Annotated in this window: 37 protein-coding genes; 3 read left to right on the forward strand and 34 right to left on the reverse strand. The window is 63.8% G+C overall.

What is annotated here, in order from left to right; all coding sequences use genetic code 11:
* Positions 1 to 92 precede the first annotated feature (92 nt).
* The 34 genes from rplQ to ASE00_RS15240 all read right to left on the reverse strand — a co-directional run bounded on the left by rplQ (position 93) and on the right by ASE00_RS15240 (position 22,578).
* Entirely contained in the window at positions 93 to 515 is a 423-nt protein-coding gene (rplQ, locus tag ASE00_RS15075) for a 50S ribosomal protein L17 (RefSeq protein ID WP_056381810.1), read from the reverse strand.
* A gap of 114 nt (positions 516 to 629) precedes the next feature.
* Positions 630 to 1,691: a DNA-directed RNA polymerase subunit alpha gene (locus ASE00_RS15080; RefSeq protein WP_056381812.1), complete on the reverse strand. Its 1,062-nt coding sequence runs from the start codon at positions 1,689 to 1,691 to the stop codon at positions 630 to 632.
* Between the two features lie 82 nt (positions 1,692 to 1,773).
* Positions 1,774 to 2,163, reverse strand: a complete 390-nt coding sequence (gene rpsK, locus ASE00_RS15085) for a 30S ribosomal protein S11 (protein ID WP_011952170.1) — start codon at positions 2,161 to 2,163, stop codon at positions 1,774 to 1,776.
* Positions 2,164 to 2,225: 62 nt separating this feature from the next.
* A complete protein-coding gene (gene rpsM, locus ASE00_RS15090; RefSeq protein ID WP_056381814.1) occupies positions 2,226 to 2,594 on the reverse strand; it encodes a 30S ribosomal protein S13 in 369 nt (122 codons plus the stop codon).
* 328 nt (positions 2,595 to 2,922) lie between these two features.
* The gene (gdhA, locus tag ASE00_RS15095) at positions 2,923 to 4,284 is read right to left on the reverse strand and encodes an NADP-specific glutamate dehydrogenase (RefSeq protein WP_056381815.1); all 1,362 of its coding nucleotides are present in this window, start codon (positions 4,282 to 4,284) and stop codon (positions 2,923 to 2,925) included.
* Between the two features lie 205 nt (positions 4,285 to 4,489).
* Positions 4,490 to 4,705 (reverse strand): hypothetical protein, encoded by a 216-nt coding sequence (locus tag ASE00_RS15100; protein ID WP_056381817.1) that lies wholly within the window; start codon positions 4,703 to 4,705, stop codon positions 4,490 to 4,492.
* 78 nt (positions 4,706 to 4,783) lie between these two features.
* Positions 4,784 to 5,431: an adenylate kinase gene (locus ASE00_RS15105; RefSeq protein WP_056381819.1), complete on the reverse strand. Its 648-nt coding sequence runs from the start codon at positions 5,429 to 5,431 to the stop codon at positions 4,784 to 4,786.
* Between the two features lie 31 nt (positions 5,432 to 5,462).
* A complete protein-coding gene (secY, locus tag ASE00_RS15110; RefSeq protein WP_056381822.1) occupies positions 5,463 to 6,830 on the reverse strand; it encodes a preprotein translocase subunit SecY in 1,368 nt (455 codons plus the stop codon).
* Between the two features lie 106 nt (positions 6,831 to 6,936).
* Positions 6,937 to 7,491: a 50S ribosomal protein L15 gene (gene rplO, locus ASE00_RS15115; RefSeq protein WP_056381823.1), complete on the reverse strand. Its 555-nt coding sequence runs from the start codon at positions 7,489 to 7,491 to the stop codon at positions 6,937 to 6,939.
* A gap of 109 nt (positions 7,492 to 7,600) precedes the next feature.
* On the reverse strand, positions 7,601 to 7,783 hold the full coding sequence (gene rpmD, locus ASE00_RS15120; protein WP_056381825.1) for a 50S ribosomal protein L30: 183 nt from the start codon (positions 7,781 to 7,783) through the stop codon (positions 7,601 to 7,603).
* Between the two features lie 5 nt (positions 7,784 to 7,788).
* Positions 7,789 to 8,511, reverse strand: coding sequence for a 30S ribosomal protein S5 (gene rpsE / locus ASE00_RS15125; protein ID WP_082594744.1), 723 nt, complete (start codon positions 8,509 to 8,511; stop codon positions 7,789 to 7,791).
* Positions 8,512 to 8,868 (reverse strand): 50S ribosomal protein L18, encoded by a 357-nt coding sequence (gene rplR / locus ASE00_RS15130; protein ID WP_056381827.1) that lies wholly within the window; start codon positions 8,866 to 8,868, stop codon positions 8,512 to 8,514.
* A complete protein-coding gene (gene rplF, locus ASE00_RS15135) occupies positions 8,868 to 9,401 on the reverse strand; it encodes a 50S ribosomal protein L6 (RefSeq protein ID WP_056381830.1) in 534 nt (177 codons plus the stop codon). The genes rplR and rplF overlap by 1 nt, the downstream gene beginning before the upstream one ends.
* Positions 9,401 to 9,796, reverse strand: coding sequence for a 30S ribosomal protein S8 (gene rpsH / locus ASE00_RS15140; protein WP_046194310.1), 396 nt, complete (start codon positions 9,794 to 9,796; stop codon positions 9,401 to 9,403). Before rpsH ends, rplF begins: the two co-directional genes overlap by 1 nt.
* Positions 9,797 to 9,808: 12 nt before the next feature.
* Positions 9,809 to 10,114, reverse strand: coding sequence for a 30S ribosomal protein S14 (gene rpsN, locus ASE00_RS15145; protein ID WP_056381832.1), 306 nt, complete (start codon positions 10,112 to 10,114; stop codon positions 9,809 to 9,811).
* Positions 10,115 to 10,146: 32 nt separating this feature from the next.
* The gene (rplE, locus tag ASE00_RS15150; protein WP_056381834.1) at positions 10,147 to 10,728 is read right to left on the reverse strand and encodes a 50S ribosomal protein L5; all 582 of its coding nucleotides are present in this window, start codon (positions 10,726 to 10,728) and stop codon (positions 10,147 to 10,149) included.
* Entirely contained in the window at positions 10,721 to 11,038 is a 318-nt protein-coding gene (gene rplX / locus ASE00_RS15155) for a 50S ribosomal protein L24 (RefSeq protein WP_056381837.1), read from the reverse strand. The genes rplE and rplX overlap by 8 nt, the downstream gene beginning before the upstream one ends.
* A complete protein-coding gene (rplN, locus tag ASE00_RS15160) occupies positions 11,038 to 11,409 on the reverse strand; it encodes a 50S ribosomal protein L14 (RefSeq protein ID WP_011952186.1) in 372 nt (123 codons plus the stop codon). The genes rplX and rplN overlap by 1 nt, the downstream gene beginning before the upstream one ends.
* 19 nt (positions 11,410 to 11,428) lie before the next feature.
* Complete coding sequence (rpsQ, locus tag ASE00_RS15165) at positions 11,429 to 11,689, reverse strand: 30S ribosomal protein S17 (protein WP_056381839.1); 261 nt, start codon at positions 11,687 to 11,689, stop codon at positions 11,429 to 11,431.
* 12 nt (positions 11,690 to 11,701) lie between these two features.
* Positions 11,702 to 11,905, reverse strand: coding sequence for a 50S ribosomal protein L29 (gene rpmC, locus ASE00_RS15170; RefSeq protein ID WP_056381841.1), 204 nt, complete (start codon positions 11,903 to 11,905; stop codon positions 11,702 to 11,704).
* 1 nt (position 11,906) lies between these two features.
* Positions 11,907 to 12,338 carry a 50S ribosomal protein L16 gene (rplP, locus tag ASE00_RS15175; RefSeq protein ID WP_056381845.1) on the reverse strand — a complete coding sequence of 144 codons (432 nt, stop codon included), beginning with the start codon at positions 12,336 to 12,338 and terminating at the stop codon, positions 11,907 to 11,909.
* 63 nt (positions 12,339 to 12,401) lie between these two features.
* Positions 12,402 to 13,097 (reverse strand): 30S ribosomal protein S3, encoded by a 696-nt coding sequence (rpsC, locus tag ASE00_RS15180; RefSeq protein ID WP_046194318.1) that lies wholly within the window; start codon positions 13,095 to 13,097, stop codon positions 12,402 to 12,404.
* Between the two features lies 1 nt (position 13,098).
* A complete protein-coding gene (gene rplV / locus ASE00_RS15185) occupies positions 13,099 to 13,482 on the reverse strand; it encodes a 50S ribosomal protein L22 (RefSeq protein ID WP_056381846.1) in 384 nt (127 codons plus the stop codon).
* Complete coding sequence (rpsS, locus tag ASE00_RS15190; protein WP_046194320.1) at positions 13,482 to 13,754, reverse strand: 30S ribosomal protein S19; 273 nt, start codon at positions 13,752 to 13,754, stop codon at positions 13,482 to 13,484. Before rpsS ends, rplV begins: the two co-directional genes overlap by 1 nt.
* A gap of 3 nt (positions 13,755 to 13,757) precedes the next feature.
* Positions 13,758 to 14,594, reverse strand: a complete 837-nt coding sequence (gene rplB, locus ASE00_RS15195; protein ID WP_056381849.1) for a 50S ribosomal protein L2 — start codon at positions 14,592 to 14,594, stop codon at positions 13,758 to 13,760.
* Positions 14,595 to 14,598: 4 nt separating this feature from the next.
* Entirely contained in the window at positions 14,599 to 14,910 is a 312-nt protein-coding gene (locus ASE00_RS15200) for a 50S ribosomal protein L23 (protein ID WP_056381852.1), read from the reverse strand.
* On the reverse strand, positions 14,903 to 15,529 hold the full coding sequence (rplD, locus tag ASE00_RS15205) for a 50S ribosomal protein L4 (RefSeq protein ID WP_056381854.1): 627 nt from the start codon (positions 15,527 to 15,529) through the stop codon (positions 14,903 to 14,905). The genes ASE00_RS15200 and rplD overlap by 8 nt, the downstream gene beginning before the upstream one ends.
* A 2-nt stretch (positions 15,530 to 15,531) precedes the next feature.
* A complete protein-coding gene (gene rplC / locus ASE00_RS15210; protein ID WP_056381857.1) occupies positions 15,532 to 16,287 on the reverse strand; it encodes a 50S ribosomal protein L3 in 756 nt (251 codons plus the stop codon).
* 256 nt (positions 16,288 to 16,543) lie between these two features.
* A complete protein-coding gene (rpsJ, locus tag ASE00_RS15215; RefSeq protein WP_011952197.1) occupies positions 16,544 to 16,855 on the reverse strand; it encodes a 30S ribosomal protein S10 in 312 nt (103 codons plus the stop codon).
* Between the two features lie 143 nt (positions 16,856 to 16,998).
* The gene (gene tuf / locus ASE00_RS15220) at positions 16,999 to 18,189 is read right to left on the reverse strand and encodes an elongation factor Tu (protein WP_056381859.1); all 1,191 of its coding nucleotides are present in this window, start codon (positions 18,187 to 18,189) and stop codon (positions 16,999 to 17,001) included.
* 76 nt (positions 18,190 to 18,265) lie between these two features.
* The gene (fusA, locus tag ASE00_RS15225) at positions 18,266 to 20,341 is read right to left on the reverse strand and encodes an elongation factor G (protein ID WP_056381862.1); all 2,076 of its coding nucleotides are present in this window, start codon (positions 20,339 to 20,341) and stop codon (positions 18,266 to 18,268) included.
* 114 nt (positions 20,342 to 20,455) lie between these two features.
* Entirely contained in the window at positions 20,456 to 20,926 is a 471-nt protein-coding gene (gene rpsG, locus ASE00_RS15230) for a 30S ribosomal protein S7 (protein WP_056381864.1), read from the reverse strand.
* 13 nt (positions 20,927 to 20,939) lie between these two features.
* On the reverse strand, positions 20,940 to 21,311 hold the full coding sequence (gene rpsL, locus ASE00_RS15235; protein WP_011952201.1) for a 30S ribosomal protein S12: 372 nt from the start codon (positions 21,309 to 21,311) through the stop codon (positions 20,940 to 20,942).
* 340 nt (positions 21,312 to 21,651) lie between these two features.
* The gene (locus ASE00_RS15240; protein WP_056381866.1) at positions 21,652 to 22,578 is read right to left on the reverse strand and encodes a cation diffusion facilitator family transporter; all 927 of its coding nucleotides are present in this window, start codon (positions 22,576 to 22,578) and stop codon (positions 21,652 to 21,654) included.
* A 182-nt stretch (positions 22,579 to 22,760) separates the two neighbouring features.
* Here ASE00_RS15240 and ASE00_RS15245 point away from each other — a divergent pair, with 182 nt between their 5' ends.
* The 3 genes from ASE00_RS15245 to ASE00_RS15255 all read left to right on the forward strand — a co-directional run bounded on the left by ASE00_RS15245 (position 22,761) and on the right by ASE00_RS15255 (position 25,923).
* A complete protein-coding gene (locus ASE00_RS15245) occupies positions 22,761 to 24,038 on the forward strand; it encodes a L,D-transpeptidase family protein (protein WP_056381868.1) in 1,278 nt (425 codons plus the stop codon).
* A gap of 182 nt (positions 24,039 to 24,220) precedes the next feature.
* The gene (locus ASE00_RS15250; RefSeq protein ID WP_056381869.1) at positions 24,221 to 24,859 is read left to right on the forward strand and encodes a murein L,D-transpeptidase catalytic domain family protein; all 639 of its coding nucleotides are present in this window, start codon (positions 24,221 to 24,223) and stop codon (positions 24,857 to 24,859) included.
* 104 nt (positions 24,860 to 24,963) lie between these two features.
* On the forward strand, positions 24,964 to 25,923 hold the full coding sequence (locus ASE00_RS15255) for a D-alanyl-D-alanine carboxypeptidase family protein (RefSeq protein ID WP_235538702.1): 960 nt from the start codon (positions 24,964 to 24,966) through the stop codon (positions 25,921 to 25,923).
* Positions 25,924 to 25,946: the final 23 nt, after the last annotated feature.

A 25,946-nucleotide genomic window follows, 5' to 3' on the forward strand; every position in this document is an offset into this window, starting at 1 on the left:
TCAAACTCCCCCGGCATTGATTTCAAACGAAAAGAGCCGCGAGCGTAACGCCCGCGGCCCCCTCTTTGCAATGCTGTCAGCAGTTAAACTGATCAGGCCGCTTCAGCGACGTCCTCGTCAGTCTCGACCGGACCCGAATCCTGGCCCTTGGCCGAAACGTCGCGGTCGACGAACTCGATCACCGCCATCGCCGCGGCGTCCGACGCGCGGATGCCGGCCTTGATGATGCGGGTGTAGCCGCCGTTGCGGTTCGCATAGCGCTCGGCCAGCACGTCGAATAGCTTCTTGAGCTGGGTGTCGTCGAGCAGGCGGGCATGGGCGAGACGGCGATTGGCCAGGCCGCCCTTCTTGGCGAGCGTGATCAGCTTCTCGACATAGGGGCGAAGTTCCTTCGCCTTGGCGAGCGTGGTCGTGATCTGCTCGTGCTTGATGAGCGCCGCCGACTGGTTGCGGAACAGGGCGGTACGATGGGATGCGGTCCGCTGAAGCTTACGACCGCCAACGCGATGGCGCATGGTATTTTCCTTCGTTTGTCAGGGGGCCGTGCGAGGTACCCCAAGCCAGGCGGCAGTTGAGGGCGCCGCCCTTTCCCTTGCAGATGGGAGGGGGGCCGAAGCCCCCCCGCCGCATCAGAACTCCTGTTCGAGCTTCTTGGCCATTTCCTCGATATTCTCCGGCGGCCAGCCCGGGATTTCCATGCCCAGGCGCAGGCCCATCGAAGCGAGGACTTCCTTGATCTCATTGAGCGACTTGCGGCCGAAGTTCGGCGTGCGCAGCATCTCGGCCTCGGTCTTCTGGACCAGATCGCCGATGTAGATGATGTTGTCGTTCTTGAGGCAGTTGGCCGAGCGAACCGACAGTTCGAGCTCGTCGACCTTCTTGAGCAGGTACCGGTTGAGCTGGTTGGCGTCGCCTTCCGGCTCCGCGCCGCCCGCCGCCGGAGACGCCGCACCCGCGGTCGGGGCAGCGATCGCCATGCCATCGTCGAAGTGGACGAACAGCTGGAGCTGATCCTGCAGGATGCGCGCCGAATAGGCGAGAGCGTCCTCGGGGGTGACGGTGCCGTCGGTCTCGATCGTCAGCGTGAGCTTGTCATAGTCGAGCTCCTGACCGACGCGGGTGTTCTCGACCTTGTAGGCGACCTGACGAACCGGCGAATAGAGCGCGTCGACCGGGATCAGACCGATCGGCGCGTCGACCGGGCGGTTGGCCGCGGCGGTGACATAGCCCTTACCGATGTCGGCGGTCAGCTCCATGTTGAGCGTCGCGCCGTCGTCGAGATGGCAGATGACCAGATCCGGGTTCATCACCTCGATGTCGCCAGTGGCGGCGATCATGCCGGCGGTGACTTCGGCCGGGCCGGTCGCCGAGAGCTGAAGCCGCTTCGGGCCTTCGCCCTGCATCTTCAGCGCGATCTGCTTCACGTTGAGGACGATGTCGGTCACGTCCTCGCGGACGCCCGCGAGCGACGAGAACTCGTGAAGGACGTTCTCGATCTTGATCGAGGTGACGGCCGCGCCCTGTAGCGAGGACAGCAGCACGCGGCGCAGCGAGTTGCCGAGCGTCAGGCCGAAGCCGCGCTCGAGCGGCTCGGCAACGAAGGTTGCCTTGCGCTTGCCATCGCCGCCCGACTTCTTTTCGAGGCCGTTCGGCTTCTTGAGTTCCTGCCAGTTCTTTGCGTTGACAGCCACTGTGTTCCCCTTGGGGTATGGCAGGCGCGGGAGGCAACCTGCCGGAAAGCATAAGAACGAGGGCCGAAGCCCCCGAGCCGGATCAGACGCGACGGCGCTTCGACGGGCGAACGCCGTTGTGCGGGATCGGCGTCACGTCACGGATCGACGTGATGTGGAAGCCGACCGCCTGCAGCGCGCGAAGCGCCGATTCACGACCCGAACCAGGGCCCTTGACCTCGACCTCGAGCGTACGGACGCCGTGCTCGGCGGCCTTCTTGCCCGCGTCCTCGGCCGCGACCTGCGCGGCGTAAGGGGTCGACTTGCGGCTGCCCTTGAAGCCCATCATGCCCGCCGACGACCAGGCAATCGCATTGCCCTGCGCGTCGGTGATCGTGATCATGGTGTTGTTGAAGCTGGCGTTCACATGCGCGACGCCGGCGGTGATGTTCTTGCGCTCGCGACGGCGAATGCGCTGGGGTTCACGTGCCATGTTATCCGTTTCCTACCTGAAGGAGCGAGCACCGCGACCGGACGGCCCGATGCTCAAGCCCATTACTTCTTCTTGCCGGCGATCGGCTTGGCCTTGCCCTTGCGGGTGCGCGCATTGGTGTGCGTGCGCTGGCCACGGACGGGCAAGCCCTTGCGATGACGAAGGCCGCGATAGCAGGCCAGATCCATCAGGCGCTTGATGTTCATCGCCACCTGGCGGCGAAGATCGCCTTCCACGGTGTAGCCGGCGTCGATCGCCTCGCGGATCTGGAGAACTTCCTGATCGCTGAGGTCCTGAACGCGGCGCTCGCGCGCGATGCCGAGCTTGGCGGTGATTTCCTTGGCCTTGGTCGCGCCAATGCCGTGAATGTAGGTCAGCGCGATTTCGACGCGCTTGTTGGTCGGGATATTAACGCCCGCGATACGTGCCACTGTGCTATTCTCCTGCTCCACGGGGCGACTGGCGAATCACCCCATCTCGACGCTCGCCCCATCGGACCGGGGCCGCCCCCCAGAACGCAACAAACACGGCACGCGCACGAAGCGGCACCGATCAGAGCGGTATGGGAAGGAGCGTCACTAATGCGCGAGTCCGGGACTGTCAAGCGCGTGACAGGAGCCGACCGCGCTGGCCCGGACGGCCCGAGGCGGTCCGGCGGATCATCGCTTCGTCCTCTGTAGCATCAAAGGCCCCATAGAGAAAGGGCGCCCGCTCATCCCTGAGCAGACGCCCCTTCCTCACGGCTTTCGCCCTAGTGGATCAGACGACGCCGTAGGCGAGCATCGCGTCGGCAACCTTCTTGAAACCGGCGATGTTGGCGCCCTTCACATAGTCGATATGGTCGCTGCCCGCGACGCCGCCATATTCGATGCAGCGCGAGTGGATGCCCTGCATGATGTCGAGCAGGAGACGCTGAAGCTCCTCCTCCTTCCACGAGATGCGCGCCGAGTTCTGGCTCATCTCCAGGCCCGAGACGGCGACGCCGCCGGCATTGGCAGCCTTGCCGGGCGCGAACAGCACCTTGGCCTTCTTGAAGACATGGGTGCCTTCGAGCGTGGTCGGCATATTGGCGCCTTCGGCGACCGCGATGCAGCCGTTGGCGACCAGCGTCTTGGCCTCTTCCTCGTTCAGCTCGTTCTGAGTCGCGCATGGCACCGCCACGTCGCAAGGAACCGCCCAAGGGCGCGCGCCATTGCCGTGGAACTGAGCACCGGTGAACTCTTTCACATATTCGGAGATGCGGCCGCGCTTGACGGTCTTGAGGTCCTTGACCCAGTTGACCTTTTCCTGGGTGATGCCGTCCGGATCGTAGATATAGCCTTCCGAGTCCGACAGGGTCAGCACCTTGCCGCCGAGCTGGTTGATCTTCTCCGCGGCATGCGTCGCGACATTGCCCGAACCCGAGACGACCGCATTGAGGCCGACCATGTCCTTGCCCTTGTGCTTGAGCATCTCGTTCAGGAAGTAGACCGCGCCATAGCCGGTCGCCTCGGTGCGGATCAGCGAGCCGCCATATTCGAGGCCCTTGCCGGTGAGCACGCCGGTGAACTCATTGGTGAGGCGCTTATACTGGCCGAACATATAGCCGATCTCGCGGCCGCCCACGCCGATGTCGCCGGCGGGCACGTCGACATCCGCGCCGATGTGGCGATAGAGCTCGTTCATGAAGCTCTGGCAGAAGCGCATCACTTCATTGGCGCTCTTGCCCTTCGGGTTGAAGTTGGAGCCGCCCTTGCCGCCGCCCATCGGCAGGCCGGTCAGCGCGTTCTTGAAGGTCTGCTCGAACGCCAGGAACTTGAGCACGCTCTCGGTCACCGACGGGTGGAAGCGGATACCGCCCTTGTACGGCCCGATCGAATTGTTGTTCTGAACGCGCCAGCCACGCTGGACGCGGATATTGCCGTTATCGTCTTCCCAGCAGACGCGGAAGCTGATCACGCGATCTGGCTCCGCGATGCGGCGGAGGATCTGATATTTGTGATACTGTTCCTTGTCGGCGATGAAGTCGAAAATATCCTCGGCGACTTCCTGCACCGCCTGCGCGAACTCGGGCTGACCAGGATTGCGCTTTTTCACACCCTCGACGAAGGACGCCAAGTCGACATGATCAGAAACGGCCATAATGAATTCCCCTGCTCCTCAGACGCCATCCGATCCCCATGAGACTCGGCGCCCGTAGGCAGAGGCATCCCGCGATTTTCGAGCGCGGGCAAGGACTTTCGGCACGATTTTACCGGAGAACTTGATCGAAAATATCAGCGCCGTCTCGATAGCTGAATATTATTGTCACAAGCGCACATTGGGAGTTGCCGAAGCCGCCCGGGATCTACCAGTGCCCCCACCAGCTGAAGGCGGTTTCCAACAGGGTGATGGGGGCGCCCAGCCCGAGCATCAGGATGGAGCCGACGATAAGGAGCAGCGCCGCCCAATGCGAGGCGCGGCGCAGCAGACTGACGATATAGGTGAGCCATGCGACGGTTTCCCGGCCGGCATGCGATGACCGCCGCCGCCGTCTCCGTCGCCTGACCGGTTGCTGCTCCATGACCGCGGAGAATGCACGAAATCGTTGCGAAGCCAAAGCGACTTTCGCGCGCGGCTCCCGGAAACCCTCCGTTGCGGATCAGCTTCCCAGGATCGCCGCGATCGCCGCCGACACGTCTGCCATGTCAGCCATGCCGTCGACACGCTTCACGAGCCCGCGGGCTTCGTAGAGCGGAAGGATCGGTGCGGTCTTGGCGCGATATTCGGCCATGCGGGTGCGGACCGTCTCTTCATTGTCGTCGGGACGGCGCTTGAACTCGGTCCCGCCGCACTTGTCACAGGTCCCCGCAACCTTGGGCTGCTTGAACCTATCGTGATAGCCCTCGCCGCACGCGGCGCAGGTGTAACGGCCGGTGATCCGCTCGACGAGCGCGTCCTCGTCGACGTCGAGCTCGATGACATGGGCGAGCGTGCGCCCACGGCTTGCGAGGATCTGGTCGAGCGACAGCGCCTGCGCCTCGGTGCGCGGATAGCCGTCGAATATCGCGCCTTCCGATGCTGCCATGCTGTCGAGCTTCTCGCCGATCAGGCCCGAGACGATCTCGTCGGAGACGAGTTCACCGGCGTCCATGACCGCCTTGGCTTGAAGCCCGATCGGAGTCCCCGCCTTGACCGCGGCACGCAGCATGTCGCCCGTCGACAGCTGCACCATGCCACGCTCGCTCACGAGGATCGACGCCTGGGTTCCCTTACCGGCGCCGGGCGGTCCCAGCAGAATGATGTTCACGACGCGAAACCCTCCCCGAAGCTCAGCTCTGTCACCGGCGTGTTCCCCCCTTGAGTTTCGCTTTCTTGATCAGATCGCCATATTGATGGGCGAGCAGATGGCTCTGGATCTGCGTGACCGTATCGATCGTCACATTGACCACGATCAAAAGACTGGTGCCGCCCAGCGCCAGGCCCAGACCGTAATGCGAAGTGACATATTCCGGCACCAGGCAGATGAAGGTCAGGTAGGCCGCGCCGATCACGGTGATACGGGTCAGCACATAATCGAGATAGTCGGCGGTGTTCTTGCCCGGGCGGATACCGGGGATGAAGCCGCCATAACGCTTCAGATTGTCCGCGGTCTCCTCCGGATTGAAGACGACTGCGGTGTAGAAGAAGCAGAAGAAAATGATCCCAGCCGCGTAGAGCCCCATGTAGAGCGGGGTGCCATGCTGGAGATATTGGTTGAGCGTGATGACGAAGTCGCCCCAGGTGCTTTCGCCCGCCACGCGCTGCCCGGCGAACTGGCTGATCGTCAGCGGCATCAGCAGCAGCGACGAGGCGAAGATCGGGGGGATGACATTGGCGGTGTTGATCTTGAGCGGCAGGTGGCTCTTGTCCGCCTGCATATGCCCGCGCGCCGTCTGGCGCTTGGGGTACTGGATCAGCACGCGGCGCTGGGCCCGCTCCATGAACACGATGCCCGCGACCAGCAGGATCACGCCCGCGACGGCGGCGATGATGAAGAAGGCCGACAGCGAACCCGTGCGGCCGCCTTCGAACAGATTGGCGAGCGCAGTGGGCAATTGCGACACGATGCCCGCCATGATGATCAGCGAGACGCCGTTGCCGATCCCCCGGCTGGTGATCTGCTCGCCCAGCCACATCAGGAACATCGTGCCGCCGATCAGCGAGATCACCGTGGTGGCGCGGAAGAGATAGGGGTCGATCACGACCGCCTCCATTCCAGCGCTGGCACCCCAGGTCTCCAGACCCACGGCAATGAAATAGCCTTGGATCGCGGTCAGCAGCACCGTGCCGTAGCGGGTATACTGGTTGAGCTTCTTGCGGCCGCTTTCGCCTTCCTTTTTGATCGCCGCGAGCGTCGGCGACAGCGAGGTCGCGAGCTGTACCACGATCGAGGCGGTGATGTACGGCATCACGCCGAGCGCGATCAGCGACATGCGGGTCAGCGCGCCGCCCGAAAAGGCGTTGAAGAAATCGAGAACGCCGCCCCGCGTCGTGTCGAACAGCGTCTGCAACGCGCGTGGGTCGAGACCCGGCAGCGGCACATGGCTCAACAGACGGAAGATGATCAGCGCGCCCAGCGTGAACCACAGGCGCTTCTTGAGCTCGGTCGCCCTGGCGAACTGCCCCAGGTTGATGTTGGCGGCCATTTGTTCGGCTGCGGATGCCATGTGTTTTCTGACCCCGAAAATAAGAGCGGCGGCGAACCTTATCGGTCCCGCCGCCGCCTCATATAGTGTTCGCGTCGCGCTTGTCTAAGCCCGAATGCGAGACGGCTCAGGCTTTGGCCGCTGCCTTCTTCGCTTCCTTGTCGGCGGCGCGCGCCTTCTGGACGGTGCGATGCTTCGCAGCGGCCTTCTCGGCCGCGGGCATGACCTCGATCACGTCGACCGAACCACCGGCCTTTTCGATCGCTGCCTTGGCGCCAGCGGAGACGCCGGCAACCTTGAACGACAGCTTCGCGGTCAGCTCGCCCTTGCCCAGGATGCGCACGCCGTCCTTGCCGCCGCGCGCCACGCCGGCCGCCTTCAGCGCCGCATGATCGATCAGCGCGCTGGCGTCGAGCGTCTTGGCGTCGATCAGCTTCTGGATCGCGCCCAGGTTAACCTCGGCATAATCCTTGGCGAAGATGTTGTTGAAGCCGCGCTTCGGCAGCCGCATGTGCAGCGGCATCTGACCGCCTTCAAAGCCCTTGATCGAGACGCCCGAACGGCTCTTCTGACCCTTCTGGCCGCGGCCGCCGGTCTTGCCTACGCCTGAGCCGATGCCGCGTCCGACACGGACCCGGCCCTTGCGGGCGCCTGCATTATCGCGGATGTCGTTGAGTTTCATGTCTGTGCACTCGCTTTCGCTATGTTCGCGCTGAATAGAGGAAGGGGGCCATTAGCCCCCTTCGAGTCTTTTTGCCAGCCCCGAAAGACCGGCGATGTCGGACGAGGACTTAGTCCTCGACCTTCACCATGTGCTGCACCTTGGCGATCATGCCACGCACAGCCGGCGTGTCCTGAAGCTCGCGGGTGCGATGCAGCTTGTTGAGGCCGAGGCCGATCAGCGTCGCGCGCTGATCGTCGGGACGGCGGATCGGCGAACCGATCTGAGTCACCTTGATGGTCTTGCCAGCCATGTCGATTACTCCGTGATCGCCGCGGCTTCGGCCTCGGCGACAGTGGCCGAAGCACCGCCACGACCCAGCAGGTCGGCGATCTTCTTGCCACGGCGCTGCGACACCGACTTCGGCGACGTCTGGTCCGAAAGCGCCTCGAAGGTCGCCCGGATCATGTTGTAGGGGTTCGAGGTGCCGACCGACTTGGTGACGACGTCATGGACGCCGAGGCTCTCGAAGATCGCGCGCATCGGACCGCCGGCGATGATGCCGGTGCCCGGAGGCGCGGTGCGGACGGTCACGCGGCCAGCGCCGAAATGGCCCTTGCCGTCATGGTGCAGCGTCCGGCCCTCGCGCAGCGGCACGCGGACCATCGCCTTCTTGGCGGCGGCGGTCGCCTTGGAGATCGCCTCCGGCACTTCGCGCGCCTTGCCATGGCCAAAGCCCGCACGGCCCTTGCCGTCGCCCACGACGACCAGCGCCGCGAAGCCGAAGCGCTTGCCGCCCTTCACCGTCTTCGAGACGCGGTTGATGTGGACCAGCTTCTCGATCAGTTCCTCGCCCTGATCTTCGCCACCCTTGTTGCGGTCGTCGCGACGGCCGCGATTGCCGTCACGGCCTCCACGGCCGGGACCACGATCATTGCCGCCACGGCCGCGGCCGCCACGGCCACGGCGCTCGCCCTGGCCTTCGGCACCGGGAATGACGTCGGCGGGAGCGCCCGCCTGGATTTCGGTTTCGTCAGCCATTTAGAACTCCAATCCGCCTTCGCGGGCAGCATCGGCCAGCGCCTTGACGCGGCCATGGAACAGGAAGCCGCCACGATCGAACACCACCTTGGTGATGCCTGCCTTCTTGGCGCGCTCGGCCACCGCCTTGCCGACCGACGCCGCAGCGTCGGCGGTGGCGCCGGTCTGGCCCTTCAGATCCTTGTCCAGGGTCGAAGCCGCGGCGACCGTACGGCCGGCCTCGTCGTCGATGACCTGGGCATAGATGTGACGGCCCGAGCGATGGATCGACAGGCGCGGACGCATGCCGCCCCGGGCGCGGAGCGCGGTACGAACGCGCCGGCGGCGGCGTTCGAAGAGAGAGAGACCCTTGGCCATTACTTCTTCTTCCCTTCCTTACGGAAGATATACTCGCCGGCGTACTTGATGCCCTTGCCCTTATAGGGCTCCGGCTTGCGCCAACGGCGGATTTCGGCGGCGACCTGGCCGACCTGCTGCTTGTCGATGCCCGAGATCTGGACCGTGGTCTGATCCGGCGTCGCGATCGTGATCCCCTCGGGGATCGCGAAGTCGACGTCGTGGCTGTAGCCGAGCTGCAGCTTCAGATTCTTGCCCTGGACGTTGGCGCGGTAGCCGACGCCGGTGATCTGGAGGGTCTTGGTGTAGCCCTCTGTGACCCCGGTGATCAGGTTCTGCACTAGTGTGCGCTGCATGCCCCAGAAGGAGCGCGCGCGCTTCGTCTCGTTGACCGGCTGGACCGAGATCGAACCGTCTTCGACAGCGTAGCTGACCTCGTCAGCCAGGCTCAGCGTCAGCGTGCCCTTCGGACCCTTGACCGAAAGCGTCTTGCCTTCGATCGCGGCGGTGACGCCTGCGGGAACCGGGACCGGCTTCTTACCAATGCGGCTCATCAGAAGACCTCCGCGAGAACCTCGCCGCCGACATTCTGTTCGCGCGCTTCCGCGTCGGACAGAACGCCCTTGGGCGTCGAGACGATGGTGATGCCCAGGCCGTTGCGGACGCGCGGGAGTTCCTTCGAACCCGAATAGACGCGGCGGCCAGGCTTGGAGACGCGGGCGACGTGCTGGATAGCAGGCTGCCCTTCGAAATATTTCAGCTCGATGCGCAGGCCGTTGTGGCCGGCGAGGTCTTCCTCGCTATAGCCACGGATATAGCCTTCGCGCTGAAGCACGTCGAGAACGCGGGCGCGCAGCTTGGACGCGGGCGAAAGCACGCTGTCCTTGCGGGCGCGCTGCCCGTTGCGGATGCGGGTGAGCAGATCACCCAAAGGATCGGTCAGAGCCATTTCTTCGGTTCCTTACCAGCTCGACTTCGTGACGCCGGGGATCAGGCCCTTGTTGGCCAGATCACGGAGCTGCACACGGCAAAGCCGGAACTTGCGATAATAAGCGCGGGGACGGCCCGTCACTTCGCAACGGTTGCGCACGCGGGTCGGATTCGCATTGCGCGGAATCTCGGCCAGCTTGAGACGAGCGATCAGCCGCTCGGTCTCGTCCTTGCTCTCATCGTCGGCAACCGCCTTCAGACGCGCATATTTGCCCGCATAAGCCTTGACCAGCTTCTTGCGACGCTCGTTCTTGTTGATCGAACTCAGTTTCGCCATGACTTAAGTTCTTCCTTCTCTAAGCAGACCGCTTACGCGGCCTGCTTCTGATCCTGATTTTCCGCCGGGAAGGGGAAGCCGAAAAGACGCAGCAGCTCGCGCGCTTCGTCGTCGGTCTTCGCCGTCGTGGCGATGATGACATCCATGCCGCGGATCTTGTCCACCGAGTCATAGCTAATTTCCGGGAAGATCAGCTGTTCCTTCAGGCCGGTGGCATAGTTGCCGCGGCCGTCGAACGACTTGGGGTTGAGACCACGGAAGTCGCGAACGCGGGGAAGCGCGATCGTGACGAACCGGTCGAGGAATTCGTACATGCGCTCGCGGCGGAGGGTGACCTTCGCGCCGATCGGCATGCCTTCACGCAGCTTGAACTGCGCGATCGACTTCTTCGCCTTGGTGATCACGGCCTTCTGGCCAGCGATCTTCGTCATTTCCTGCGCGGCCTGTTCGACCTTCTTCTTGTCCTGGGTCGCCTCACCGACGCCCATGTTCAGGACGATTTTGGTGACCTTGGGGACTTCCATCGCGTTCTTGTAGCCGAACTTCTCGGTCATCGCCTTGACGATGACGTCGTCGTACAGCTTCTTCGCGCGGGGCGTATAAGCATCAGCCATTGATCGTCTCCCCGGTCTTGACCGCGACGCGGACCTTCTTGCCGTCCTTGACGTCGAAGCGGACGCGCGAGGCCTTGCCGTCGGCAGTCGCGATCGCGACCTTCGAGACATGCAGCGGTGCTTCGACGCGCTCGAGGCCACCCTGGGGGTTGGCCTGGCTCGGCTTGCGATGGCGGGTCGAGACGTTGACGCCCGACACGATCACCTTGGCGTCCTTCGGAAAGGACTTGGTGACTTCGCCGGTCTTGCCCTTGTCCTTGCCGGACAGGACGACGACGCGGTCACCCTTCTTGATCTTCAGCGCGGACATTACAGCACCTCAGGCGCGAGCGAGATGATCTTCATGTGGTTCTTGGCGCGGAGCTCGCGGACGACCGGGCCGAAGATGCGGGTGCCGATCGGCTCGCCGCTGTTCTTGTTGATCAGGACGGCGGCGTTGCCATCGAACCGGATCGTCGAACCGTCGGGACGATGGATGTCCTTGGCGGTGCGGACGATGACCGCGCGATGCACGTCACCCTTCTTGACCTTGCCGCGCGGAGCCGCTTCCTTGATCGAGACGACGATGACGTCGCCCACGGTCGCGAAACGGCGCTTGGAACCGCCCAGCACCTTGATGCACTGCACCCTCTTCGCGCCGCTGTTGTCAGCGACATCGAGGTTCGTCTGCATCTGGATCATTGTTCAGACCCTTCCGTAATCAGGCGTGGTTCGGCGTCGCGTGGGTATCAACCCGCTCGATCACCTTCCACGACTTCAGCTTCGAAATCGGCGCGGTCTCTTCGATGCGCACCGTCTCACCCTCGCGATACTGGTTGGTCTCGTCGTGGGCGTGATACTTCTTCGACCGCTTGATGATCTTGCCGTACAGCGCGTGCTTCACGCGACGTTCGACTTTCACCACGACAGTCTTGTCGGTCTTGTCGGAGACCACCGTTCCGGTCAGCACGCGCTTCGGCATGGCTGGCGCTCCTTACTTCGCGGCCGCAGCGGAGCGCTGCGTCTGCAGGGTCTTGATCTGCGCGATGGTCCGGCGGACTTCACGCACGCGGCTGGGCTTCTCGAGCTGGTTGGTCGCAGCCTGGAAGCGCAGGTTGAACTGCTCGCGCTTCAGCTCGCCCAGTTCCTGGGAGAGCTGATCGTCGGTCTTGGCAGTGAGATCAGCGATCTTGGCCATCTTATGCGTCCTCGTAGATGGACTCGCCGAAGCGGGCGACCACCTTGGTCTTGATCGGGAGCTTCTCCATCGCGCGCTCGAAAGCGACGCGGGCGAGCGGGCCGGGAACGCCGTCCAGCTCGAACAGGATGCGGCCGGGCTTGACGCGCGCCGCCCAGAACTCCGGCGAACCCTTACCCGAGCCCATGCGGACTTCGGCGGGCTTCGACGAGACCGGAACGTCCGGGAACACGCGGATCCACAAACGCCCCTGGCGCTTGATGTGACGCGTGATCGCGCGGCGGGCCGCCTCGATCTGGCGCGCGGTGATCCGGTCCGGCTCGAGGGCCTTGAGGCCGAACGCGCCGAAGTTCAGCGTCGCGCCGCCGGGCGCGTTGCCATGGATGCGGCCCTTGTGGGCCTTGCGGTACTTAGTGCGCTTTGGTTGCAGCATTTCTTATCGCCTTCTGACACCGATTGTCCGGTCGATCAGGCGACGCTGATAAGGGGAAACCCCTTATCGCGCCGGCCGGACCCCCGACGTCTGAGCTTCCATCATGAGCCGATCCTGGGCCATCGGATCGTGACCAAGGATTTCACCCTTGAAGATCCAGACCTTGATGCCGCACACGCCATAAGCGGTGTGGGCTTCGGCTTCGGCATAGTCGACATTGGCGCGCAGCGTGTGCAGCGGCACACGGCCTTCGCGATACCATTCGGTCCGGGCGATCTCCGCGCCGCCAAGACGGCCGGCGCAGGTGATCCGGATACCCTCGGCGCCGAGACGCAGCGCCGACTGAACCGCGCGCTTCATGGCGCGGCGGAAGGCGATGCGGCGCTCGAGCTGGTCGGCGACGCCCTGAGCCACGAGCTTGGAGTCAATCTCGGGCTTGCGGATTTCGACGATGTTCAGCGAGACTTCCGACGAGGTCATCTTGCCGAGTGCGCGGCGCAGCTTCTCGATGTCCGCGCCCTTCTTGCCGATGATGACACCGGGACGAGCGGCATAGACCGAGATACGGCACAGCTTGGCGGGACGCTCGATCACGACCTTCGAGATCGCGGCCTGCGGGATCGCCTTCATGATGTGCTTGCGGATCTTGAGATCCTCGAGCAGCAGGCGGCCGTAGTCGGCGCCGTCGGCGTACCAGCGGCTGTCCCAGGTGCGGTTGATCTGCAACCGCATACCGATCGGGTTGGACTTCTGACCCATATTATTCAGCCTCTTCCTGCTGCTCGCGCACGACGACACGGAGACGCGCGAACGGCTTGATGATGCGGGTCGACTTGCCGCGGCCGCGGGTTGCGAAGCGCTTCATGACGATCGACTTGCCGACCGAAGCTTCCTTCACGACGAGCGCGTCGACGTCGAGGTTATGATTGTTCTCGGCATTGGCGATCGCCGAAGCGAGCACCTTGCGAACGTCAACCGCCATCGCCTTCTTCGAGAAGGTGAGGATGTTGAGCGCGTCGCCGGCCTTCTTGTTGCGGATCAGCGCCGCGACAAGATTGAGCTTCTGCGGGCTGCCGCGAACGGTGGTGGCGACCGCAAGGGCCTCCTTGTCACCGACCTTGCGCGGGGATGCGGGCTTCGACATCAGCGCTTACCCTTCTTGTCGGCGTGGCCGGGGAAGTAACGCGTCGGCGCGAACTCACCAAGCTTGTGGCCGACCATGTCCTCGTTGACCGAGACAGGGACGAACTTGCGGCCGTTGTAGACGTTGAACGTCAGACCAACGAACTGCGGCAAAATGGTCGAGCGACGCGACCAGGTCTTGATCGGAGCGCGCGCGCCACTGTCCTGAGCGCCTTCCGCCTTCCGGAGAAGGTGGAGATCGACGAACGGACCTTTCCAGACGGAACGGGCCATGGATTACCTCTTCTTCTTCGCGTGGCGCGAACGGATGATGAACTTGTCGGTCGACTTGTTGTGACGCGTGCGCGCACCCTTCGTCGGCTTGCCCCACGGCGTGACCGGATGACGGCCGCCCGAGGTCCGGCCTTCACCACCGCCATGGGGGTGGTCGACCGGGTTCTTGGCGACGCCGCGGGTCAGCGGACGCTTGCCCAGCCAGCGATTCCGGCCGGCCTTGGCAAGGTTCTGGTTGGCGTTGTCTGGGTTCGACACCGCACCGACCGTGCACATGCAATCCGAGCGGATGTAGCGCTGCTCGCCCGAGTTCAGGCGAACCATCACCATGCCCTTGTCGCGGCCGACGATCTGCACATAGGTGCCCGCCGCACGTGCGATCTGACCGCCCTTGCCGGGCTTCATCTCGACGTTGTGGACGATCGTGCCGACCGGAGCCTGGCCGATTTCCATCGCGTTGCCCGGCTTGGTGTCGGTCTTCTTGCCCGCGACGATGACGTCGCCGGCGGCCAGACGCTGCGGCGCGATGACATAAGCCAGTTCGCCGTCCTCATACTTCACCAGCGCGATGAAGGCCGAACGGTTCGGGTCATACTCTAGATGCTCGACGGTCGCGGGCTGATCCCACTTGCGACGCTTGAAGTCGATGATCCGGTACTTCTGCTTGTGGCCGCCCGCGATGCCACGCGCGGTCGCATGGCCCATATTGTTGCGGCCACCCGACTTGCGCTTGCCTTCGGTCAGCGCCTTGACAGGCTTGCCCTTGTGCAGTGCGGACTTGTCGACGAGGATCAGGCCGCGGCGGGCCGGGCTCGTCGGGTTATAATGCTTCAGCGCCATGGCGTCAGATTCCCGTCGTAACGTCGATGGACTGGCCTTCGGCCAGCGTCACGATCGCCTTCTTCACGTCGGAGCGCTTGTAGGGCGTGCCCTTCCAGCGCTTCGTCTTGCCCTTGGCGACGATCGTGTTGACGCCCGTCACCTTGACGTTGAACAGGGCCTCGACCGCAGCCTTGATCTCCGGCTTGCTGGCATCGCCGGCAACCTGGAAAACAACGGCGTTATGCTCGGAGAGCAGCGTCGTCTTTTCGGTGATGTGGGGCTTGAGCACCACGTCATAGTGGCGGTTGTCCACCACGGCTTCCTTCTTAGCCATTGAAGCGCGCCTCCAGCTTCTCGACCGCGGCGCGCGTCAGCACCAGCGTTTCATGCTTCAGGATGTCATAGACGTTCGCGCCGACGGCGGGCATCACGTTGAGCTTCGGAATGTTCGAAGACGCCAGCGCGAAACCGTTGTCGACCATGTCGCCATCGATCACCAGGGTGGTGTTGCCGAAGCCCAGCTTGCCGATCTGCGAGAGCAGCGCCTTGGTCTTCGCTTCCTTGACGGTCAGCGTGTCGAGCACGACGAGCTTACCGTCCTTCGCCTTCGACGAAAGCGCCATCTTCAGGCCGAGCGCGCGAACCTTCTTGTTCAGCGACGGATTGAAGTCGCGGACGCGGGGGCCATGGGCCTTACCGCCGCCGATGAAGTTGGGAGCGCGGCGATCGCCGTGACGCGCCGTACCGCCGCCCTTCTGACGGCCGAACTTCTTGCCGGTGCGGGCGACATCCGAACGCTCACGGGCACCGCGGGCAGTGCCGCGACGCTTTTCGAGCTGCCAGGTGACGACGCGGTGCAGGATATCGGCGCGCGGCTCAACGGCGAAGATCTCGTCGTTGAGTTCGATGTCGCCCGATGCCTTGGCGTCGAGGGTCTGAACCTTGACCTTCATGATCAGCCCTCCTGGCCTTCGGTGGCCTCGGGAGCCGCGGTCTCTTCCGCAGGCGTCTCGGCAGGCGCATTGTTGCTGTTGGCCACCGACTTCAGGCCGGCCGGGAACGGCGCATCCTTGGGAGCGGCGATCTTGACCGAGTCCTTGACGAGCAGCCAGCCGCCCTTCGAGCCCGGGACCGAGCCCTTGACGAAGAGAAGGCCGCGCTCGACGTCGGTCTGCACGATCTCGAGGTTCTGCTGGGTGCGGTTCTTGTCACCCATGTGGCCGGCCATCTTCTTGTTCTTGAAGACCTTGCCCGGATCCTGGCGCTGACCGGTCGAACCGAGCGAGCGGTGCGAGACCGAGACACCGTGGGTGGCGCGCAGACCGCCGAAGCCCCAGCGCTTCATACCGCCCTGAAAGCCCTTACCCTGGGTGCTGCCCTGGATGTCGACATACTGGCCCGCGACATAATGGTCGGCAGAGATTTCCGCGCCCACGTCGAGCAGGCCGTCTTCCGACACGCGGAACTCGGCGAGGATAGCCTTGGGCTCCACTTCGGCCTTGCCGAAATGACCGCGCTCCGGCTTGGTGAGATTCTTCGGCTTGGCCGAGCCGGCGCCGAGCTGCACCGCGACATAGCCGTCACGGTCCTGCTCGCGGCGAGCCACGACCTGTACATTTTCCAGCGCCAGAACGGTAACCGGCACGTGCCGGCCATCATCCTGGAACAGGCGGGTCATGCCCATCTTCTTAGCGATCACGCCAGTGCGCATGATCTGTTCCTTCCCAACAGAGGCTCGCGTTAGCGGCGAGCGTGCCAACGAAAAAAGCTTCGGCATCAACCGAAGCTTCCAGCCCAAATGCGATTAGCCCCCGCCCGGGCTCGGTTTTTTCGCATTACTGCGAAAAGGCGGGGACCAGGGCACCGGCTAGGCCGGTCGGTATCCCTATCCTTCCCGTCATCCCTCGATCCAAATGGAGAGAAATGACGAGCGCGGGACCGATTCGATCCCGCGCGGAGCCGGCCTCTTAGGCCAGTTTGATCTCGACATCAACACCCGCGGCGAGATCGAGCTTCATGAGAGCGTCGACGGTCTGCGGGGTGGGCTGCACGATGTCCAGCAGCCGCTTGTAGGTGCGCACCTCGAACTGCTCGCGCGACTTCTTGTCGATATGCGGACCGCGGTTCACGGTGAACTTCTCGATGCGAGTGGGCAGCGGGATCGGACCACGGATGAGCGCGCCGGTACGGCGGGCGGTGTCAGCAATGTCGCCAGTGGCCTGATCGAGCACGCGATGATCAAAAGCCTTGAGGCGAATACGAATATTCTGCGTTTCCATGTCCTACACCGATGCGAAAGAGCCGCGCCTTGCCAAAGATAAGGCGACCCGGCGGGCCGCCCTCACCTCCGGCGGAGGCAAAAAATATCAATCAAAAAGCACACCGCCCGACTCCCGGAGGAGCCGAGCGGTGCCGCCCTATATTACTTCGAGATCGCGCTGACAACCCCGGCGCCGACGGTGCGGCCACCTTCACGGATCGAGAAGCGCAGGCCCTCTTCCATGGCGATCGGGGCAATGAGCTTGACGCCGAGCTGAACGTTGTCGCCGGGCATGACCATCTCGGTGCCCGCGGGCAGCTCGACGGTGCCGGTCACGTCGGTCGTACGGAAGTAGAACTGCGGACGATAGTTCGCAAAGAACGGCGTGTGACGGCCACCCTCTTCCTTCGACAGAACATAGACTTCCGACGAGAAGTCGGTGTGCGGCTTGATCGAGCCCGGCTTGCAGAGAACCTGACCACGCTCGACCTCTTCACGGCCGACGCCGCGGATCAGCGCGCCGATGTTGTCGCCGGCCTGGCCCTGGTCGAGCAGCTTGCGGAACATTTCGACGCCGGTCACGACGGTCTTGCGGGTGTCCTTGATGCCGACGATCTCGACTTCTTCGCCAACCTTGACGACGCCGGTCTCGACGCGGCCGGTGACGACGGTGCCGCGGCCCGAGATCGAGAACACGTCTTCGATCGGCATCAGGAACGGCTTGTCGAGCGGACGCTCGGGCTGCGGGATATATTCGTCGACAGCGGCCATCAGCTTGAGGACGGCGTTCTTGCCGATCTCGTCGTTGCTGCCGTCGAGGGCCTTGACCGCCGAACCCTGGATGACGGGGATGTCATCGCCCGGGAAGTCATAAGACGAGAGCAGCTCGCGGATTTCCAGCTCGACGAGCTCGAGGATCTCGGCGTCATCGACCAGGTCGACCTTGTTCATGAACACGACCAGGGCGGGAACGCCGACCTGACGGGCGAGCAGGATGTGCTCGCGGGTCTGCGGCATCGGGCCGTCGGTGGCCGAGACGACCAGGATGCCGCCGTCCATCTGCGCGGCGCCGGTGATCATGTTCTTCACATAGTCGGCGTGGCCCGGGCAATCGACGTGCGCATAGTGGCGCTTGTCGGTCTCATACTCGACGTGCGCGGTCGAGATGGTGATGCCGCGCTCGCGCTCTTCGGGAGCCTTGTCGATGTTCGCATAGTCGACGAAGGTCGCGCCGCCGGTCTCGGCCAGCACCTTGGTGATGGCAGCCGTGAGCGACGTCTTGCCGTGGTCGACGTGTCCGATGGTGCCGATGTTGCAGTGCGGCTTGGTCCGCTCAAACTTAGCCTTAGCCATTTTTCGCCTCTTCTCTTCGAATCAAATGCCGGACGCGCCGCCCGATGCGGACGCGCCCATAACCACAAATTTCCGTTTACGCCAGCTTTGCCTTGACCTCATCGGCCACGTTCGCCGGCACTTCTTCATAATGCGAGAACTGCATCGTGTACTGAGCCCGGCCCTGGGTGAACGAGCGGAGCTGGTTCACATAGCCGAACATGTTCGCGAGCGGTACCAGCGCCTCGACAACCTGGGCGTTGCCCCGGCTGTCGGTGCCCTGGATCTGGCCGCGACGGCTGTTCATGTCGCCAATGACGTCGCCCAGATAATCTTCCGGGGTGACGACCTCGACCTTCATGATCGGCTCGAGCAGCTTGATGCCCGACTTCTGAGCCGCTTCGCGCATACCGCCACGACCGGTGATTTCGAACGCCAGCGCCGACGAGTCGACGTCGTGATAGGCGCCGTCATACAGCGTCGCGGTGAAATCGATGATCGGGAAGCCGATGAGTGAACCCGATGCCGCGATGTCGCGGATGCCCTTTTCGACCGACGGGATATATTCCTTGGGAATATTGCCGCCCTTGACCTCATCCTTGAAGATGATGCCCTGGCCGCGCTCGCCCGGCTCCACCGTGAACTTGATGCGGCCGAACTGGCCCGAGCCGCCCGACTGCTTCTTGTGGGTGTAGTCGACATCGACCTTGCGGCCGATCGATTCACGATAGGCAACCTGCGGAGCGCCGATGTTCGCCTCGACCTTGAACTCGCGCTTCATGCGGTCGACGAGAATTTCAAGGTGGAGCTCGCCCATGCCCTTGATGATCGTCTGGCCCGACTCGGCGTCCGACGACACGCGGAACGACGGATCTTCGCGCGCCAGGCGGTTGAGCGCGATGCCCATCTTCTCCTGGTCGGCCTTGGTCTTCGGTTCGACCGACAGCTCGATGACGGGATCGGGGAACTCCATCCGCTCCAGGATGATCGGCGCGCTCTGCGCGCACAGCGTGTCACCCGTGGTGGTGTCCTTGAGGCCGGCGAGAGCGACGATGTCACCCGCATAGGCTTCCTGGATGTCCTCGCGACTGTTCGCATGCATCAGCAGCATGCGGCCAACCTTTTCCTTCTTGTCCTTCACCGAGTTCAGGACGGTCGTCGCGGCCTCCATTTTGCCCGAATAGATGCGGGCGAAGGTCAGCGTGCCGACGAACGGATCGTTCATGATCTTGAACGCCAGCGCCGACATCGGGGCATCGTCGGTGGCCGGGCGGCTGTCGGGCGTCACGCCGTCGAGCTTGAGGCCTTCGACCGGCGGAATGTCCAGCGGGCTGGGCAGATAGTCGATGACGCCGTCCAGCAGCGGCTGAACACCCTTGTTCTTGAACGCCGAGCCGCAGAGGACCGGAACGAACGAGAAGTTGAGCGTGCCCTTGCGGATCAGCTTCTTCAGGGTGGCGGCGTCAGGCTCGGTGCCTTCGAGATAGGCCTCCATGACGTCGTCGTCCTGCTCGACGGCCATTTCGATCAGCTCCGAACGGGCTGCCGCAGCGGCGTCGGCCAGATCGGCCGGGATGTCCTGATATTCGAACTTCGCGCCCAGCGACTCTTCGAGCCAGATGATCGCGCGGTTCTCGACGAGGTCGACGAGGCCCTTGAAGCCACCCTCGATGCCGATCGGAAGATAGAGGACGGCCGGGCGGGCGCCCAGGCGATCCTTGATCATCTCGACGCAACGCTCGAAGCTGGCGCCGGTGCGGTCCAGCTTGTTGACGAAGCACATCCGCGGGACCTTGTACTTCTCGGCCTGGCGCCAGACGGTCTCGGACTGCGGCTCGACGCCGGCGACGCCGTCGAAGCAAGCCACCGCGCCGTCGAGGACGCGCAGCGAACGCTCGACTTCGATGGTGAAGTCGACGTGACCGGGCGTGTCGATGATGTTGATGCGGTGGTCGTTCCAGAAGCAGGTCGTGGCGGCCGACGTGATCGTGATCCCGCGCTCCTGCTCCTGCTCCATCCAGTCCATCGTGGCGGTGCCCTCATGGACCTCGCCGATCTTGTACGACTTGCCGGTGTAATAAAGGATGCGCTCGGTCGTGGTCGTCTTGCCGGCATCGATGTGGGCCATGATGCCGATGTTGCGATATTTGTCGAGCGGGTGGCTGCGGGCCATGATCTTAAAACTCCGATGTCGGGGAGGGCTTTGACGGCCCGGCCCCGACGATATGGGAACGAAGTGTTACACTTCCGGGTCCCGCCCCCGAGGGACGGAACCCGAAATGCGCTGTTACCAGCGGTAGTGCGAGAAGGCGCGGTTCGCTTCCGCCATGCGGTGCGTGTCTTCGCGCTTCTTGACGGCGTTGCCGCGGTTGTTCGCGGCGTCCATCAGCTCGCCCGACAGACGGCCGGCCATGGTGTGCTCCGAGCGCGCACGCGCGGCCGAGATCAGCCAGCGGATGGCAAGAGCCTGCGAGCGCTCGGTGCGAACCTCGACCGGAACCTGATAGGTCGCACCGCCGACGCGGCGGCTGCGGACCTCGATGCCCGGCTTCACATTGTTGAGGGCGTCATGGAACACGCCGAGCGGCTCGCGCTTGGCGCGGGCTTCGATGGTTTCAAGGGCGCCATAGACGATGCCTTCGGCGACGGACTTCTTGCCGTCGAGCATGACACTGTTCATGAACTTGGAGAGCACGACATCCCCGAACTTAGGATCGGGAAGGATTTCGCGCTTTTCTGGGCGACGACGACGAGCCATTTCAATCTACCTCTTACTTAGGACGCTTGGCGCCGTACTTCGAACGGCTCTGCTTGCGATCCTTGACACCCTGCGTATCGAGCACGCCGCGCAGCACGTGATAACGCACACCGGGAAGGTCGCGCACACGGCCGCCACGGATCAGGACCACCGAGTGCTCCTGAAGATTGTGGCCCTCGCCGGGGATGTAGCTGATGACTTCGCGGCTGTTGGTCAGACGGACCTTGGCCACCTTGCGAAGCGCCGAGTTCGGCTTCTTCGGGGTCGTCGTGTAGACGCGGGTGCAGACACCACGCTTCTGCGGATTCTTTTCCATCGCAGGGACCTTGGACTTGGCCTTCTGCGGCTCGCGACCCTTGCGGATCAGCTGGTTGATCGTTGGCATGAAGCCCTTCACCTCTAAGAGAGTTACTTTACCAATGCCCGACTTGCCTTCCCGAAAGGCCCGAGAGATCGGGCTGTCCGGAAATGCACGAAAGCCCCGGCGGTCGTTCGACCCCCCAGGCCCTCACACGCATCAGCAATGTTCAAGCTTGCCCAGATACGGCCGGAGCCGGTCCTGAGCAGGGCGCGCCTATAGAGAAGGAGTCGGATCGGGTCAACCGCCGGAGCCGCCGCATTCCGCCGCTCGTTTCCAACGCCCGCCGAAGGAGGGCCCAATATACCGCCGGCCCCACTTCCCGGCCATGGTGACAGCGACGGCCCGTTCTGACGTCAGCCGCAGGCTATGGTTTGCCCGCCGCCGGCGCGGCCTGGGGCTTGATATAGATCGCCCGGATCGAGGGCCAACGCTGGCGCAGTTCCGTTTCTGCCTCGGCGATCATCGCCTCCACCCGGCCCACCGGCACCCGGTCGACGAAATCGACCGACAAGCCGAGGAAGATGTTGCGCGGCCCGATATGGATGGTGGTAATCTCGTTGATGCCGCTGACTTCGGGCCGCCGGTCGATCGCGCTGCGAACGGCCGCCTCCAGGGCCGGGTCCGCCGGCTCGCCGATCAGCAGGTCCTTCGATTCGCGCGCCAGCGCCAGCGCCACGGCGGCGAGCGCCAAACCGATTACGATCGACGCGACGCCGTCCCAGCGCGCGTCTCCGGTCTGCAGGCTGAGGGTGATGCCCACCCCCGCCACGAGGAGGCCGAACATCGCGGCGCTGTCCTCGAACAGGACGATGAAGCTCGGCGGATCCTTCGACCGGCGGATCGCAGCCCACCAGCCGAGGTCGCCGCGTGCGTTGCCGAACTCGCGCACCGCGATCAGCCAGCTCGCCCCCTCCAGCAACAACGCCACCGCCAGCACCACATAGTTGATCAACGGCGAGCGGATCGGCTCGGGATCGAGAATGTGGAGAACGCCCTCGTAGATCGACAGGCCCGCGCCGGTGGCGAAGATCAGGATCGCGACGACGAAGCTCCAGAAATAGAGCTCGCGGCCATAGCCGAGCGGATGGTGGTCGTCGGGCGGCCGCTCCGATCGCTTCTGTCCGTAGAGAAGCAAAATCTGGTTGAGACTGTCGACGACCGAGTGAAACCCCTCAGTCAACATCGCCGACGAACCGGTGAAGGCCGCCGCGACGAATTTGGCGACGGCGATGCCCAGATTAGCGGCCAGCGCCGCAAACAGGGTCAATCGGCTTTCAGGCGGTTCGGTCATGCAGCCCCATGTCGTTCGATCCTCCGTCGAAACGCCTTCGCATCGAAAAAGCACCAAGCCCGATTTTTTGATTTGCAGGAAGCCGAAAAGGTTCCTAAGAGAAATTATCCATAGCTGCGCTCCCAGCACGGATCATAGGAGCCAATCGGCCGTTTTCGCATCGTGGACCAAGGGAGGTCGCGATGTTCACGTCCGTTAGTAGCTCTGAGTATCTCGCAAAAACCTTCAGCAAGGCCTTTGCGCGCCGCCGCGCACGCCGCCCGGCAAAGGCGTGGCTTGCCACCCTTCCGCTGATCGCCGTCACCGCGCTCACCTTCAACGGCCCCGCGCCGGCGGAAATGTCCTCCGGCACACCGATCGAAACCATTGTCCGGCAGGAAGGGCGGTGGTCGATCGACAATGCCAGGACGTTGGCCAGCCTGATCGAGGAATCGGCGCAGGAGGGGCTGGAACCATCGGACTACAGACTGGCCGAGCTCAAGTCCGCGCTCGAAGCAGGGGAACCGGGCGCGGCGCTCGACATGCTCGCCTCCTCCTCCGCGCTGATGCTGGCGCACGATTATGCCGATGGCCGCATCGAGGACAAACAGGCTTTCGACTGGCACATGACGCAGCCGGCCGACCCCAACCTTCTCCAGCGTGGCCTCGACGACGCACTCGCCCAAGGCAAGCTGCGCACGTGGATGCAGGGACTGCTTCCGGACAACGCGCAATATCGCGCGCTGAAGGCAGCCTATGCCGCGACGGGTCCGGCGGACTCCGCCAGGCGGGAATTGCTACGGGCCAATCTCGAACGCTGGCGCTGGATGCCCCGCAACCTCGGCGAGCGCTATATCTATGTGAATGTGCCGAGCTACCGGCTCGAGCTGATCAACGCCGGCGTGGAAGAGGCTAGCTTCAACGTCGTCGTGGGCGCCCCCAAGACCCCTACCCCGCAGCTCGCGCTTCAGGCCCAGTCGGTCGTCGCCAACCCCAGCTGGACGCTTCCGCCCAGCGTGCTCAAGGAAGGCCGCTGGCAAGGCAAGGGCTATAGCGTCACGCGCCGCGCAGATGGCAGCCTGAACGTCAGACAGGCTCCGGGGCCGCGAAACGCACTGGGGCGGATCAAGATCGACATGCCCAATTCCCACGCGATCTATCTGCACGACACACCGCAGAAGGCAGCGTTCGAGCGAACCGACCGCGCGCTGAGCCATGGCTGCGTCCGGGTCCAGAATATCGAGGAGCTGGCCGCCTTGCTCCATGGCGGTGTCGAACTCGATGACGCTCTCGCCGACCCTGCGAAGACGAAGGTGCTGCAGCTTCAGAAAAGCGTCCCGGTCTATATCGCCTACTTCACCGCCGAGGCGCAGCCCGATGGCACGATCCGTTATTTGGGCGACCCGTACCAGCGCGATCAGGCGCTGCTCGAGCGGATCGGCGCGCAGGGCGGCAGCCCCATTCGGATGGCCGCGCGCTGATTCAGCTCCGCGGTCGCGTCCGTGCAAACGATATCGACGAAAGTCGTAGTCTGACGATGAACCGTGCAAGGAAAGCGCCAGGCGCGCGCCGTACAGGGAACAAAGGTCCACTCTGCGAATGAAATGGTTAACCCGCTCTGGTAAGTAGAGGCTCTTGTTAGCGTAAAGAGCGGGTCGGGCAATTGCAGGATTTTATCGACACGCCGGTCAACCGGCGCGGATTACTGGGTTCAGCCATTTTCGGCGGATTGGCATTGGCAGCGGGCGGCACTTCGGTGGCAGCCCCCCTGATCCCGCCGGCCAGGCTTCGCCCCGAAGTACGCGCACGCGCCCTTGCCGCGATGAGCCGCAATGTCGGCAGGGTCAAATGCCGCGACGTCATAGGCATCTGCGATTTCGACGATCCATCGGCGACGCCGCGTTTCCATCTGCTCGACGTCGCATCGGGCAAGGTCGACAGTTTCCTCGTCGCGCATGGCCGCGGCTCGGATCCAGGCCACACGGGCTGGCTGCAAAAATTCTCGAACGCGATGGGCTCCGCCGCATCGTCCGATGGAGCCTATGTCACCGCCGAGGAATATTTCGGCCAGCACGGCCGTTCACGCCGGATCGACGGACTCGATGGCACCAACAGCAACGCCCGCGCCCGCGCCGTCGTGATCCATGGCGCCTGGTATGCCGAGCGCAACATGATCGCGCAGCACGGCAAGCTTGGCCGTTCGGAGGGCTGTTTCGCGTTCGGCGAGAGCGATCTGGCGCAGGTCATGGCGCGTCTCGGCCCGGGCCGCCTGCTATATGCCGACAAGGTCGACCGTGCGTAAAATGAGTCGAAGCGCATGAACCGCCCTGTCGGAGCGGCTGTCGCGATTCTCGAAAATGCTTTAGATTCAATCCCATCTGGTCGATAACAGAGGGGACTGGATCGGTGACTTTGGTTGCTTTCAGATATTGGCTGGCGGGCATGTCGCTGGCGCTCGCCACCCTGGTCACACCGCTATCGACGGCGCAGGCGATCAGCCCGCTCGGCGGCCCGCGCTTCGCCGCGGTGCTGATGGACGCCGACACCAACGAAATCCTCTACGCCGAACAGGCGACAGCGATCCGCCATCCCGCGTCGATCACCAAGGTGATGACGCTCTACATTGTCTTCGACGCGCTCGACGCGGGGCGGCTGCGCCTCGACGACCGGGTCGTCATGACGCCGCGCGCCGTCAGTCAGCGCCCGTCCAAGCTCGGTATAGGCGTCGGCCAGTCGCTGTCGGTCGAAGAGGCGATCAGCGTCGTCGCGGTCAAATCGGCCAATGACGTGGCGGTCGCGCTCGCCGAGAAGGTCGGCGGCAGCGAAGAGAATTTCGCCCGGCTGATGACCGCGAAGGCGCGCCAGCTGGGCATGCGGCAGACGGTGTTCGCCAATGCCAGCGGCCTGCCCGATCCCGCCCATTTCACATCGGCGCAGGATATCGCGATCCTGTCCGCCGCGATGATCCGACATCACCCGGACCGCTATCGCTGCTTTTCGGAACAAAGCTACAGCTACGGCCGGCTGCGTTTGGCCAACCACAACAAGCTGCTTGGCGTGGTGCCCGGCCTCGACGGTATCAAGACCGGCTTCACCAACGACAGCGGCTTCACCCTCACCGCCTCGGCGATCCGCGGCGGCCGCCGGCTGATCGCAGTGGTGCTCGGTTCACCTTCGGGCTGGCAGCGCGATCGCGACATTACCACCCTTCTCAACACCGGCTTCACCGCGCTCGACATCCGCCGCAACGGCGGCATCGAGGATATGCCGGCGCTGCTGTCGAGCGCTGGCTTCACGCTCAACCGCAGCCTTCGCCCGGTGCCGCAGCTGGCGACGCTGGATGTCGAAGAAGGCGACGGCGAATAGAGCGATTTCTAGGCAGATGGAAA

It is taken from the genome of Sphingomonas sp. Root710 (assembly GCF_001429065.1).
Classification (GTDB): domain Bacteria; phylum Pseudomonadota; class Alphaproteobacteria; order Sphingomonadales; family Sphingomonadaceae; genus Rhizorhabdus.

Bases quoted from the DNA above. Each gene is read 5' to 3' on its own strand.
- rplP (WP_056381845.1), bottom strand. From the start codon at position 12,338: ATGCTGCAACCAAAGCGCACTAAGTACCGCAAGGCCCACAAGGGCCGC.
- rpsH (WP_046194310.1), bottom strand. From the start codon at position 9,796: ATGGCTCTGACCGATCCTTTGGGTGATCTGCTCACCCGCATCCGCAAC.
- ASE00_RS15100 (WP_056381817.1), bottom strand. From the start codon at position 4,705: ATGGAGCAGCAACCGGTCAGGCGACGGAGACGGCGGCGGCGGTCATCG.
- rpsG (WP_056381864.1), bottom strand. From the start codon at position 20,926: ATGGCTCGTCGTCGTCGCCCAGAAAAGCGCGAAATCCTTCCCGATCCT.
- rplX (WP_056381837.1), bottom strand. From the start codon at position 11,038: ATGTCCGCGCTGAAGATCAAGAAGGGTGACCGCGTCGTCGTCCTGTCC.
- rpmD (WP_056381825.1), bottom strand. From the start codon at position 7,783: ATGGCTGGCAAGACCATCAAGGTGACTCAGATCGGTTCGCCGATCCGC.
- rplF (WP_056381830.1), bottom strand. From the start codon at position 9,401: ATGAGCCGCATTGGTAAGAAGCCGGTCCCGGTTCCCGCAGGCGTCACC.
- rpsQ (WP_056381839.1), bottom strand. From the start codon at position 11,689: ATGCCGAAGCGCGTGCTGACCGGAACGGTGGTCTCCGACAAGACCGAC.
- rpsN (WP_056381832.1), bottom strand. From the start codon at position 10,114: ATGGCGAAACTGAGTTCGATCAACAAGAACGAGCGTCGCAAGAAGCTG.
- gdhA (WP_056381815.1), bottom strand. From the start codon at position 4,284: ATGGCCGTTTCTGATCATGTCGACTTGGCGTCCTTCGTCGAGGGTGTG.
- rplQ (WP_056381810.1), bottom strand. From the start codon at position 515: ATGCGCCATCGCGTTGGCGGTCGTAAGCTTCAGCGGACCGCATCCCAT.
- rplD (WP_056381854.1), bottom strand. From the start codon at position 15,529: ATGAAGGTCAAGGTTCAGACCCTCGACGCCAAGGCATCGGGCGACATC.
- fusA (WP_056381862.1), bottom strand. From the start codon at position 20,341: ATGGCCCGCAGCCACCCGCTCGACAAATATCGCAACATCGGCATCATG.
- rpsJ (WP_011952197.1), bottom strand. From the start codon at position 16,855: ATGGAAACGCAGAATATTCGTATTCGCCTCAAGGCTTTTGATCATCGC.
- ASE00_RS15240 (WP_056381866.1), bottom strand. From the start codon at position 22,578: ATGACCGAACCGCCTGAAAGCCGATTGACCCTGTTTGCGGCGCTGGCC.
- ASE00_RS15245 (WP_056381868.1), top strand. From the start codon at position 22,761: ATGTTCACGTCCGTTAGTAGCTCTGAGTATCTCGCAAAAACCTTCAGC.
- rpsC (WP_046194318.1), bottom strand. From the start codon at position 13,097: ATGGGTCAGAAGTCCAACCCGATCGGTATGCGGTTGCAGATCAACCGC.
- secY (WP_056381822.1), bottom strand. From the start codon at position 6,830: ATGGCATCCGCAGCCGAACAAATGGCCGCCAACATCAACCTGGGGCAG.
- ASE00_RS15200 (WP_056381852.1), bottom strand. From the start codon at position 14,910: ATGGCTAAGAAGGAAGCCGTGGTGGACAACCGCCACTATGACGTGGTG.
- rplV (WP_056381846.1), bottom strand. From the start codon at position 13,482: ATGTCGAAGCCCGCATCCCCGCGCAAGGTCGGTGACAAGGAGGCCCTT.
- rplE (WP_056381834.1), bottom strand. From the start codon at position 10,728: ATGGCTGATGCTTATACGCCCCGCGCGAAGAAGCTGTACGACGACGTC.
- tuf (WP_056381859.1), bottom strand. From the start codon at position 18,189: ATGGCTAAGGCTAAGTTTGAGCGGACCAAGCCGCACTGCAACATCGGC.
- rpsL (WP_011952201.1), bottom strand. From the start codon at position 21,311: ATGCCAACGATCAACCAGCTGATCCGCAAGGGTCGCGAGCCGCAGAAG.
- rpmC (WP_056381841.1), bottom strand. From the start codon at position 11,905: ATGGCCAAGATCGCTGATCTCACTGCCAAGACCGACGATCAGCTCTCC.
- rplC (WP_056381857.1), bottom strand. From the start codon at position 16,287: ATGCGCACTGGCGTGATCGCTAAGAAGATGGGCATGACCCGCCTGTTC.
- rpsE (WP_082594744.1), bottom strand. From the start codon at position 8,511: ATGGCTGACGAAACCGAAATCCAGGCGGGCGCTCCCGCCGACGTCATT.
- rplN (WP_011952186.1), bottom strand. From the start codon at position 11,409: ATGATCCAGATGCAGACGAACCTCGATGTCGCTGACAACAGCGGCGCG.
- rplO (WP_056381823.1), bottom strand. From the start codon at position 7,491: ATGAAACTCAACGACATCCGCGATAATGCAGGCGCCCGCAAGGGCCGG.
- rplB (WP_056381849.1), bottom strand. From the start codon at position 14,594: ATGGCGCTGAAGCATTATAACCCGACGAGCCCGGCCCGCCGCGGCCTG.
- rplR (WP_056381827.1), bottom strand. From the start codon at position 8,868: ATGGCCAAGGGTCTCTCTCTCTTCGAACGCCGCCGCCGGCGCGTTCGT.
- rpsS (WP_046194320.1), bottom strand. From the start codon at position 13,754: ATGGCCCGTTCCGTCTGGAAAGGTCCGTTCGTCGATCTCCACCTTCTC.
- rpsK (WP_011952170.1), bottom strand. From the start codon at position 2,163: ATGGCACGTGAACCCCAGCGCATTCGCCGTCGCGAGCGCAAGAACATC.